10 protein-coding genes are annotated in these 11,049 nt (G+C 44.7%); 7 read left to right on the top strand and 3 right to left on the bottom strand.

The window, feature by feature from the left end; translation table 11 throughout:
* Positions 1-24: 24 nt before the first annotated feature.
* Complete coding sequence (locus IMQ33_RS25475; RefSeq protein WP_024529099.1) at positions 25-684, top strand: 4'-phosphopantetheinyl transferase superfamily protein; 660 nt, start codon at positions 25-27, stop codon at positions 682-684.
* Positions 685-734: 50 nt separating this feature from the next.
* On the opposite strand, the gene IMQ33_RS25470 is transcribed toward IMQ33_RS25475, so the two are convergent.
* Positions 735-2,126, bottom strand: a complete 1,392-nt coding sequence (locus IMQ33_RS25470) for a Xaa-Pro peptidase family protein (protein WP_196062586.1) — start codon at positions 2,124-2,126, stop codon at positions 735-737.
* A 494-nt stretch (positions 2,127-2,620) separates the two neighbouring features.
* Here IMQ33_RS25470 and IMQ33_RS25465 point away from each other — a divergent pair, with 494 nt between their 5' ends.
* From IMQ33_RS25465 to IMQ33_RS25440, 6 genes are all read left to right on the top strand, one after another.
* Positions 2,621-3,391 (top strand): histidine phosphatase family protein, encoded by a 771-nt coding sequence (locus IMQ33_RS25465; RefSeq protein WP_196062585.1) that lies wholly within the window; start codon positions 2,621-2,623, stop codon positions 3,389-3,391.
* Between the two features lie 559 nt (positions 3,392-3,950).
* Entirely contained in the window at positions 3,951-4,685 is a 735-nt protein-coding gene (locus tag IMQ33_RS25460; protein ID WP_230326798.1) for a nucleoside recognition domain-containing protein, read from the top strand.
* A gap of 16 nt (positions 4,686-4,701) precedes the next feature.
* Complete coding sequence (locus tag IMQ33_RS25455) at positions 4,702-5,163, top strand: YjiG family protein (protein WP_037434993.1); 462 nt, start codon at positions 4,702-4,704, stop codon at positions 5,161-5,163.
* A gap of 96 nt (positions 5,164-5,259) precedes the next feature.
* Positions 5,260-6,372 (top strand): M20 family metallopeptidase, encoded by a 1,113-nt coding sequence (locus tag IMQ33_RS25450; protein ID WP_161714147.1) that lies wholly within the window; start codon positions 5,260-5,262, stop codon positions 6,370-6,372.
* A gap of 161 nt (positions 6,373-6,533) precedes the next feature.
* Positions 6,534-7,046: a type IV toxin-antitoxin system AbiEi family antitoxin gene (gene abiEi / locus IMQ33_RS25445; protein ID WP_196062584.1), complete on the top strand. Its 513-nt coding sequence runs from the start codon at positions 6,534-6,536 to the stop codon at positions 7,044-7,046.
* A gap of 44 nt (positions 7,047-7,090) precedes the next feature.
* On the top strand, positions 7,091-7,786 hold the full coding sequence (locus IMQ33_RS25440) for an IS6 family transposase (protein ID WP_196062583.1): 696 nt from the start codon (positions 7,091-7,093) through the stop codon (positions 7,784-7,786).
* A 288-nt stretch (positions 7,787-8,074) separates the two neighbouring features.
* Here the strand turns inward: IMQ33_RS25440 and IMQ33_RS25435 are convergent, their stop codons facing one another.
* The gene (locus IMQ33_RS25435) at positions 8,075-9,097 is read right to left on the bottom strand and encodes a hypothetical protein (protein ID WP_196062582.1); all 1,023 of its coding nucleotides are present in this window, start codon (positions 9,095-9,097) and stop codon (positions 8,075-8,077) included.
* Positions 9,094-10,986, bottom strand: a complete 1,893-nt coding sequence (locus IMQ33_RS25430) for a DUF3696 domain-containing protein (protein WP_196067771.1) — start codon at positions 10,984-10,986, stop codon at positions 9,094-9,096. The genes IMQ33_RS25435 and IMQ33_RS25430 overlap by 4 nt, the downstream gene beginning before the upstream one ends.
* Positions 10,987-11,049: the final 63 nt, after the last annotated feature.

The raw sequence follows: 11,049 nt of genomic DNA, 5'->3' as shown, positions 1-11,049 counted from the left end.
GCTGTCGGTGAAGGGTTAAAGAACATGACCAATTATATCTACTGCTCTCGTATTGACGAGCTAAGCAGCGAACTGCTTTATTCGCAGCGGGATTATCTTGATAGAGACCAACGGATCTTATTCGATCGGTTTAGATTTGATGACGATAAACGCCGGTCATTATTGGGGAGAATGCTGCTACGTTATGCATTAAAAAAACATGTTGGGTATCAGGGAAGTCATTTTCCCAGGCTGCACTATAACCGCTATGGCAAGCCTGCTGTGATGGGAATGAAAGGGGGGTTTAATCTTTCCCATGCGGGGGACTGGGCCGTATGTGCCTATACTACGCAGGGGGATATCGGCGTTGATGTGGAAAAAAGAGTCCCCATTGACATACGTGACTACCAGGATGTGCTTACCCCTGAGGAGTTTACACAACTCGTTCAGGGGGAAAATGTTGATTTCTTTCGTCTGTGGTCGTTGAAAGAAGCCATCATAAAAGCGGATGGTCGGGGTTTTGCTTTATCTCCGACCACGTTTACCTTACCTCACCCTTTTGCCAATGGCTTAACCGTCGACGTTGCTGAAAAAAGGTGGTATTTGTACTCACAGGACATCGGGGGGGAATATGTATTATCCTGCGCCTCAACATCCTATGACACCGCACTGTTTTCGTTAGCCTTTGACACTTTGTTGGCCTGACTTAATCGTTGCCGTTTTCTGCCAAAGCCGTATGCGATATGGCGGCGCGCTCAGCTCTGGCAGACAAAAGCACTGTCCTTGTCCAGCAAATAAGGGCGCAAATAGGCAACGGTGCTGCACATCGGCAAGATATCTGCTGACAGCGTTATCCCCAATGTTTCGATCAGGTATTTTCTACGCTGCTGCATCCGCTGCCACAGCTGTGGATACTGTTGTTGGATCTCCAACTTCAGCTGTTCATCCGCCAGTAGCACAGTGCTTTCGGCAGAAACGCCACCAAAGTTGGGCACTGAAGGAATGATATCAATCTGCAGGATCATACCGCTCAGTAGGGGTTGCTGGGAGCCTTGATAAACAGGCGAAGACATCCACTCTTCTTCAGCGGTCAAGTGCCCTGGGCAAAGCGACCAACCATACTTTGAGCGCGGTAGGACCGCTTCCACGTGATCAAACAGCTCCCCGCCACGCATGCCAACGCTTATCACTTCAAGCCAGTGGGCATAGGCCGAGAAGTAGGGCTTGGCGACCGCATCCAGATAGTTTTTCGCCTCTGTTGATAACTCACCATTAGCATTGACCGCATAGCCTGCCCGGCTGGAGGCCCCGCCGCGATAGCCTACGGTTAAAGAGATCGTATCACCGTACTTCACGGTGTTGTCGGTTGGGAACAGGTTGCCTTTAATAAAGCGTGGGCCGCTGGAAGCAATGGTAACGATACTCGGGTGCTGGCCAAAGCGCACCAGGCAATCCCCTAACGCTTGTTCTGTGACGCCCGGGGCCAGCTTATTCATGGCATCCAGAATGCAATCGGAGGCTAATGCGGCCCCATATTCGTAGTGAGCCACCTCGTTGGCATTATTGACCGTTCTTATCCCGTGCTCGCCGATAAACAAGTCGGTCTCATTGGATAAACAGGCCTCATCACCGACAATGTTACGGAGGGTATCGACAATAAATGACGGGAGGTCGTAGATTTTCTTGTCGATTTCAGGCCCGTTGGTAAACATTTTCCAGCCAACCAGGCCGGTGCGGGCATTTTCCCGAATGCCGGCTTCAACCAGCAGCTCTTTAATCGACTTATCGCTTCTACCAGGTTGATTAGGCAGTGAAAATTGAGATAAGTGTACCGCCTTGGCTTGGATCCGCGCTTTGCTGACCTTATTAAGATTCTCGTTCCCCAGCACTAACGTCATTTCGCCATCGGCGTTGATAATCAATAAGGCTTCTTCAAAGCGGGTGAAAAAGCCAACCAGATATTCAAAATTACCACCGTGCTCCACATCACAGTAAATCACCAGTTGATCAAGCCCACGCTGCTTCATCCTGCTGAGGATGTTGTTTTTTCTTTGTTGGATAGTTTCGTCCGTAAGCGCAACGGGCACGCCAGTGCAGTCCTTTTGCGGCTCTGGGATGGTTTTTAAGCTTACTTGCTGGTTTTTCATGTGATCCTCTCTGCCTGGTGGGAGCTTTTGCAGCCTATAGTTAAGACTTATCGGCCAGTGTAAAACAGCCAAAAATCAGCTTAGCGTTAATTTGATCACAGTTTCTACTTTTATAGGTTTGAGTTCTTGCATTCATTTATCAAACTGTTAGCGTATTGGACTGTAAATTAGGATTGTTACTGTTTAACAGGCAAAACCTAAACCTCGGGTGGTGTTGGCTATTAGTTAGCACGCCACCCGAGGTTGAGGTTTTTTTTTGCCTCAAGATCGGCTTATACAACAGGCTGGCACCCCGGCAACGCGACAGAGAGTGATGAGGTATGAACGACCAGCAAAAGAAATTATTGATGGAGTGAGTGACCAATAAAACGTGGCTAGCCTGATGTACGGCATAATCCGCTTGCGTTTAAAACTATTCGTCTGATGTGTGGGATATATTATCCATCTACGGAAGACCAACAATAATACAAGCTATAACCATTGAGGAAATAACCATGAAACGGTTTTCACTATTACTTGCTCTATTATCTTCACTTATTTTTAGCCCGCTCTTGGCTTACGCTGAAACAGTAGATGATAATACAGTCACCATTTATGTAACCCGCCATGGGAAAACCATGTTTAATACCGTACATCGGGTTCAGGGTTGGGCAGATACCCCGTTGACGGCCGCAGGCGTTACGGTTGCTGAACAACTTGGCAAGGGGCTGAAGGATGTTGAATTCAAAAAGGTGTATGCCAGCGATCTGGGGCGGGCGCGTCAAACTGCACGTATTATATTAGCCGCAAAAGGGCAGCAGTTGGACATCGTTGAAAGCGAGAAATTGCGTGAGTTCTGCTTCGGTATTTACGAAGGCGATCTCGATGCCAATATGTGGGGAGCAATCGCCACCAAGCTTGGCTATGAGTCGGAAAAAGCGCTATTCGGTGATTTTGCCAAAGGGAAATTGCCATTTGCCAAGATGTTCGGCGGTGTTACTCTGGTCGATACCAGCGGTGAAGCCGAAACGTTTGCCACCGTCAAAGCACGTATGCAATCAGAGCTAAAAACTATTGCTGAGGAAACGGCAGCTCAAGGGGGCGGTAACGTACTCCTGGTTTCACATGGAGCAGCTATTCTGGCCATGGTAGCGGATATGAGCTCTACACCCATTGTTGGGCCACTGTCTAATGCTAGCGTTACGCAGATTACTTATAAAAACCGTGAATTTACCGTAGGTAAACTGGGCGATATGAGCTATGTAGAAAAAGGTGCAAAGCTCTGATTGGGCGGTGAACTAAAGGTAATTAAATAGAATACTATGTATCCATAACCCTCAATATCTAACCAGCATCAGCGGCAATCTTGTCACATCATCATATAGATAAGATCATTTAGTCCCTGATGCTGGTTTTCGGCTTTTTTTCTGCGCAGGAACTTAACCCGACGCACATCAATGCATAAGCCAAGGCGAAAATGCAAGCTCTAATTATGAGTCTGCTAATTTAATTAAACATTAAAAATTAATAAAAAAATCACAACACTGTTGGTCAAGTAATGCACCCGTTGGCAATGCTATGAGCAGACTAAATCAAACCATGTTGTGAACATATTCAGTAATAACTACACATATTTTGTCATGATTTCATTAATAAATCGTTATTTTGGACAGGATAAAATGCCAACAACGTCATGTTTTATAAGTTAAATTTTCCTTTGTGCAGGATTTATTGATCGCCATCAGGATGCGCATGAACAAAAAATACACACAGTAGACTATTCATAAGCCGATGCTGTTATGACTGGCACTGGGTTATTTTGTGACACTCTGATAAGGAAATAACATGAGCGGACAGCAACAAAATATTACCTCCTCTGCAACAGAAATGGCTCCCGTTCGCTGGGGAGCCTACGTGGCGCTACTTTTTGCCATGGTATTCTTTTCCGGGCTTCTCGGCGGTAAAGAATGGTATGGCGTGTTTGATTTCACGACATTGAACGGGTCTTTCGGACGAGTCGTCAGTGGTGTGACTAAAAGCAACGAGGCATTAAACGTTTCCAACAGTACCTTTCGTGGTACCGGCGGTAATGGTGCCATGGATGGTTTTCTCTTCGCCTTCGGCCTGATACCTGCTGTCATGTTTGCCCTTGGCATGATCAATGTACTGGAGCACTACGGTGCGCTGAATGCAGCACGTAAACTGTTAACCCCACTGTTGCGCCCGTTGTTGGGACTGCGTGGTAATACCGGTTTGGCACTGATCGGCAGCTTGCAGAGCACGGATGTTGGTGCCTCACTGACACGCAAGCTGGCTGATGAGGCGCAGATTACTGAGAATGAAAAAGACGTTTTCACCATGTTTCAGTTTTCTGCAGGCGCAATGATCACCAACTTTTTCTCCTCCGGCGCCATTTTGTTCACTTTGGTCGCCGCTGACGGCACCCTGGCTGTTCCCGCCTCGATCGGCCTGTGCATCCTCGTCATGTTTTTTATGAAAATCGTTGGCGCGAATATTTTTCGTTTGTTGCTGAAAATGCGTCGTCAAGATAACGCATCTTCTGAAATCCATAAGGCATAGGGAGAGCACCATGAGCATGACGACTGAATCCAAACCCATGATCACCGATGTTTTTGTTGCTGGCGCGCGCAAAGGCTGGACTATTGCCACAACCAGTACCTTGCCCAATGTTCTGATGGCCTTTGTGGTGATCAAGGCGCTGACCATTACTGGTGCACTGGACGGGCTGGCTTTCATTTTTGCTCCCTTGATGCAGCTGTTCGGCTTGCCGGGCGAGGCGGCAGCGGTCCTGATCGGAGGCTGGATGTCAATGGGCGGTGGGATCGGCGTAGCCGTTAGCCTGTTCGATAGCGGGATCCTGACTGGAGAACATCTGGCTATCCTGGCACCGGCCATCTATCTGATGGGGTCCCAGATCCAGTATGCCGGACGCATCCTTGGGGTCATTGGCACCAACGCCAAACTGATCCCGTTGATGATAGCCATCTCGGTACTGAATGCCTTCGGTGCCATGTTGCTGATGCACATTTTTATCTAGAGGCACGGCGACCTGCGGGGCGAGTGCGAGATCGTACTCTCCCTCGATTTAATTTCAGTGCACGCGCAGCTTGCACAAAAGAACAGGGGAAACACCATGCAATTAGACGACTATCTGGCAGAGTTGGCCTCCTTGGTTAATGTGGACTGTGGTACCAATACGCTGGACGGAGTTGCCACCGTTGCTGGCAATATGCATGAGAAATATCAGCAGCTCGGCTGGCACAGCGAAATTGTCGATCTTGGCGATAAAGTGGGGCCAGGCGTTTTTGCTGCCAACAAACCCAATAGTCCACACTTTGATGTGCTACTGGTAGGTCACCTGGATACGGTTTTCCCGGTAGGTACCGTAGCGACGCGCCCCATGAGCATCAAGGAGGATCGCGCCTATGGCCCCGGCGTGGCGGATATGAAGAGCGGGCTCCTTAATATTCTTTGGGCAATGCGGGAACTGTCTGCAGAGGCGAAAGAGCGTCTCTCTATCGCGATTGCCATGAACCCTGATGAGGAGACGGGGTCGGTTTACTCACATGAATGGATTGGCGCACTGGCGAAACGCAGCCGCTGCGTGCTGGTGTGCGAGGCCGCCCGTGCGGATGGCTCACTGGTCAAGGCTCGCAAGGGAATGGCCCGCTACGAGCTGGAATTTCACGGCGTCGCCGCCCACGCCGGTAACGATCCTGATAATGGGCGTTCCGCAATCAATGAAATGGCCCACTGGATACTTCATCTTAATCAGTTTGCCAATGCGCAACTGGGGACGACCCTGAACGTTGGAGTGGTGAGTGGAGGTTCTGCGGCCAATGTAGTTGCGGACCACGCGCAAGCGATAGTGGATGTCCGCTTCTGGCAGAACGACGAATTTGAGCGTGTCGATCGGCTAATGCGAACCCCTACGCCTCACTGCTTTACTGCCGATGTTCGCCTCAATGTGACATTGCAGGCTCATGTGCCCGCCATGTCACCCTCAGAAAAAACCGAACAACTGATGGCGAAGGTGGAGTCTGCGGGTAGGTTGGAGAATATTGACGTTCGCTGGCAGGCCGTCGGTGGTGGTTCTGATGCCAACCATACCGCCGCGCTTGATATTCCCTCACTGGATGGTTTTGGCCCAATTGGGGCTGGCTTCCATAGCCCGGCAGAATATCTGGAGTTGTCCAGCATCGAACCCCGAGTGCGTCTTTTACGCCGGGTGATAGAAACGCTTTGATCTCTTCTGCGAAACGATGAACAAATTCAGAAGCAGAATAGTGTCTTCATCTTTACTGCAAAGACACAGATAAGTGTTATTTTTGTATAGATGATCGTGCTGAACTCTCTTGTGTGTACAAAAAAGACTCATGTAAAGGTCTTTCATGTAAATGTATGGTAATGAACAAACTGACAGCCATCAACAAACTGGATGAGTTCAGCCGTAACGGGCGTTACGTTTTTCATTTGCGCGACTTTGGCAAAATCTTCCCCGATGAGTCGGAGCGGGCACTGAAAGCGTCAATTAAGCGTTTGGTGGAAAGCGACATTCTCACGCGTGCGGTCTATGGTGTGTATGTTTACAATCGTGCCACACAGGATAGTTATATTCTTGAGCACATTGTTAAAACCCTGCGTCGGGGTGAGTATAGCTATGTCAGTCTGGAATCCGCGCTGTCGCAATATGGGGTAATCTCGCAAATCCCAATTGATCGCTTAACGGTCATGACTACCGGGCGAAGTGGTGAATATCAAACGCCATGGGGCGTTATTGAATTGACCCATACGGCACGTTCCGTCAATGATATTTTGGCCGGGACGATTGAAACGAAATCCCCCATCCGCTTTGCCAAAAAAGAAACGGCAGTCAGAGATTTGCTCCGGGTTGGGCGCAATACGGTTCTGTCGCATTAAGACGGCGTCAGGTAACGTACTATTTTTTCTGATGTTACCTGCTCATGCCTCTGATCCGAAAAGCCTTTAAACGTTTACATTACCCTGTCGATATTATCGCGCAATGTGTTCGCTGGTATCTAGCTTACTCCCTGAGCCTGCGTAATCTGGAGGAAATGATGGTTGAGCGCGGTATTGTCGTTGACCATTCCACGCTCCATCGCTGGGTTATCCGTCTGGTACAGTTACTGGCTAAGGCATTTCGACGGCATAAACGCGCCGTGAGGTGCCGCTGGCGAATGGATAAAACCTACATTAAAGTCAGAGGGCAATGGAAATATCGCTACCGCGCGGTGGATACTTCAGGCCAAACTATCGACTTCCAGCAGGCTGCTAAACGGGATACTGCAGCGGCGCTGCGCTTCTTTCGCAAAGCCATTCGTCATCACGGCGAACCCGAGGTGGTTACCATTGATAAAAGTGGTGCCAACACGGCAGCGTTGGCAACGCTTAACGCCGATAAACCATACGAAGAAGCGATTATCGTCAGGCAAAATAAGTATCTGAATAATCTGGTTGAACAAGATCACCGTAATATCAAACGCCGGACACGATCCATGCTGGGATTCAAATCCTTTCGACGGGCACAGACGATCCTGGCCGGTATCGAACTGCTCAACATGATACGAAAAGGGCAATATCAACACCCGAAAAGTGGAGGATTGTCACCCGCGGAACAATTCTATTTGCTGGCTGCCTAAATAACCAACAACGCAACTTTGGCCAACTTCATGTCACTAATGCGACAGAGCCACTGATTGTGGAGGGCTTCGAGGTTATCGTCATAGTGATGGAAGTCACTCAATGCTTGATGAAAATAAGTTAAGGCGGAGACTATACTCCGCTATATTGAAAGAAAGTGGTTCAGCGCCTATCTGATATGGCTGAGGTAGAAAGCAATCGTCTGCATCGTTACGACTGCGGCCAATTCATAGAAATGCATTTGCAATGGTGGTGGCGCTGTCCGGCTAGGATATCGTATAAACATCTCACCATAGTATTTCCAATTCATGCTTAACTCCTATGTTTGTGAGCCTTATGAAGTTGTGCGAATCCTTGCCAAACATAAGTCTTAAGCCTAAGCTGCCTTTGGTTATATGGGTTCTATACGCCGTGAATGTATTATGCGTCCGAGGTTGGTTATCACTTGTGTTTTTAGTGAATATTTTAACCTCTTCCTTTGGCTTTCCAATTAGTACTCTTGCTATGTTCTCAATGACAGTTGATGAGTATTTCTCACCATGCATTGCTTGGTTTTTTTTTAAAGAATTCAGCATGTGCTGGCCGATTTCAAATGAATCCCAATCTATATTTCCATCAGTATCTTTTGCTAGCTCTAATGCTTTTACATAAAGAGCTAATTTCAAGGAGAAGTCACATTTAACAAATGGTAGTAAATTTTCAGAACCAAAATTTAATAAGAGTAAGTCATACGAACCATAAATATCTTTATTATACGCTAATTTTATGTTTTCGAAGATATCGTTACCGACTTGAACTAAGGAAACCTCTAGCTCTAAGTTTGATGGTAGTTTCCCCCTATGCGGTAAGAGGTGTAACAGAGCACCCTTGTTGTTTGTCGTGTGGACACTGTGAAAAACAGTGCAAGTTAGTAGATTTGTTAACTCTTTTTTGCGTTTATCAGTTGCACACGAAGATAGAACCTCATGAGAAATTTCAGATGATAGTATAATTTCGTTTATCCCAGAAAATTCTGAAAGTTCTGTGGCGTTTTCTAGAATTGAGTGAACTAATGTTACTATATCTTGACTCGAATATATCAATGTATCACTTGATTTAACTATGTTCTCCTTAAATACTTTGGAGCATGGGTATAACCCTCTTTCTTGAGCATTAAATAAAATGTTATCCTCAAGTACAATCCTTGGGCGAATGTTGTTATTCATTGTCCATTTTATTTTTAATAAATCCTCTACGAAGTCCTCTATACTTTCCGGGCTGCAAAGGGCAGGTGACATAATATAGTCACCGCTAATTATGGAGAATATCATTTTGAATTCCTCTCCATTCTTCTTTTTTTAGCACCTTCAAGTAATATTGTTTCTACTTCAGCCTGGGTTTGGTCGAAGAAATCCTGTGGCCAGTCATTAATAGAACCATATTTCGTTATATCAACACTTCTAAAATTAGTTTCCCCTTTATCTTTTTGAATGAAAATAACTGAGCTAGCATCCATTACTCTTTTGTCCTCACTTTGAGCAATTCGTAACCTTAGCCTGTTAATCATATACTCACTATGTGTTTCTACAATGCATTGTCTATTGGATAGTGCCATTGCGATAAAAAAGTCACTTAAGCGAGTTTGAACCTTGGGATGTAAGTGTAACTCTGGCTGTTCAAATATCAAAACGTCGTCTTCCTCTGATAAAAGACTCATTAAGACAATAGGAAGTACTTGGCTTACACCAACGCCCACGTGTGTTAAATCCTGCCACTTGTCATCGCCACTTGTTTTAACATTTAATTCATAACCAAATTTACCTTTATCATCTGTATTGATCTCATCTACAACGCCAAGATAGGATAACCATTTGAGACTTGCGATTAATAAATTATCTTTATTTTTTTTAAAGCCACTATCTTTAAGAAATAATGCATCAGAAAATTGAATGGGGTCTGGGTAGATTATTTCTCGTTCTTTATTTATATGTAAAACCGCAGCGGAATACTGCCCCTTCAAACCCACATCTGTTGGATCAATCAAACCCAGTGATGGATATATTGCCTGTGGCTCATTTCTCAATGGACCCAAATATTTAAATTTTGAAGTGAAAAAATTTTCTAAATACCTAGCTGCTAATAAAAAAGGCTTTAATTCATATTCATATACTTTTTTTTCCTTTTTGAAATTATTATGCCATGTATTTCTCAGAGCTGAAGAATTTTTATCTATCACATCCAATACGTTCTTTTTTAGCGTTTCATCTAGACTGTTGAGATGGCTATACCAAGTGGAAAACTCAAGTTCACTCTCTGATAAAAAATGTTTTGGGAGAGCTTTTTCAATTTTTTTCTTTTGTTCCATTATAATAATATTAATTAAATTCCCTTCATCAATTTCTTGTTTGGAGAATATTTTCCTCAGGCTTTCCGGTATGAATAAACTTGATGCGGTGTACTCAAAACTTTCTGATATAAGTTCTTTTATTTGTATTAAAACATTCTTTGGTATTGTAGGGCTTTTTTCTTTTAGTGATTTATTTTTCCTGTCTACTATTCTAAATAAAACCTCATTATGCAATAGTTCGATTGAACGCGTATTTGCATTTGTCGAGTGCTCATATTCAATAATAAGCGTGGTAGGGATTGTGTTTCTCTTTTTACATCCAATTATATTGAATCCGGGGTATTCCTTTTCAATTTCTGCTCTTAAGTTTTTTGGTAGGCTGACTACATCATATTCAGCCTCTTTACTTGTTTTTTTATTATTCAGATTACGCCTTGTTATACGAAACTCTTGCGTATCAGATTCATCTTTCTTCCCTGCTCTATTTATTTTTATTGAAGACCTAATTAATCCTGGGTGAATAAGGTTTTTTTCGTCCTCATCAAACGAAAAGTCTAATTCTATTTCATCAAAATCATCAAAAATGGGGTTGAAGTCATTTCTAACTAATTTTAAGTTTATTCTTATTTCTTTTGATTCTGAACTGTGGCTAATAATGTCTGGGAAAGAACCGAGTTTAACTAATGGACCATTTAAACATACTGAGTCTTGAAAAAATCTGGCAGAAAATGTCTGGCTTAACATTAAAAGAGACTGAATAACTGAACTTTTACCACAGCTATTTGCTCCACATAATAAGGAGTATTCACTTAAGTTAATAGAGTTTGAGTTTAATATCGATTTAAAACTATTAAGATGTAATTTTTTTAACATTTTACCATCCTTATATGTCTTTCATGGACTACCTTGCTCAGTAGTTGTTGTCCTAACAGTCTT

It is taken from the genome of Serratia sp. Res13-Sevr-LER1-36-b (genome assembly GCF_015673035.1).
Taxonomy (GTDB): Bacteria; Pseudomonadota; Gammaproteobacteria; order Enterobacterales; family Enterobacteriaceae; genus Chania; species Chania fonticola_C.
This window is presented reverse-complemented; position numbering and strand designations above follow the sequence as displayed.